The sequence below is a fragment of the Secundilactobacillus pentosiphilus genome (genome assembly GCF_002217985.1).
Classification (GTDB): Bacteria; Bacillota; Bacilli; order Lactobacillales; family Lactobacillaceae; genus Secundilactobacillus; species Secundilactobacillus pentosiphilus.
The window spans coordinates 1-205 of the sequence record NZ_BCMI01000126.1; the positions used below are offsets into that span (position 1 = coordinate 1).

Consider the following 205-nt stretch of genomic DNA (forward strand, 5'->3'; position numbering starts at 1 on the left):
GTCCTCCCGGATTCCGACCAGGTTTCACGTGTCTGGCCGTACTCAGGATCCTGAACTGAGGGCAGTGAATTTCGTCTACGGGGCTATCACCCGCTTTGGCCGGTCTTCCCAAACCGTTCGACTATTCGCTGCTTTGGTAACTCAAATGTTCAGTCCTACAACCCCAGGAAGCAAGCTTCCTGGTTTGGGCTGTTCCCACTTCGCT

The 205-nt window shown here is 54.6% G+C and carries 1 rRNA gene; it reads right to left on the reverse strand.

The window, feature by feature from the left end:
* Nucleotides 1-205, reverse strand: a 23S ribosomal RNA gene (locus CES81_RS13330); the annotation flags it as partial.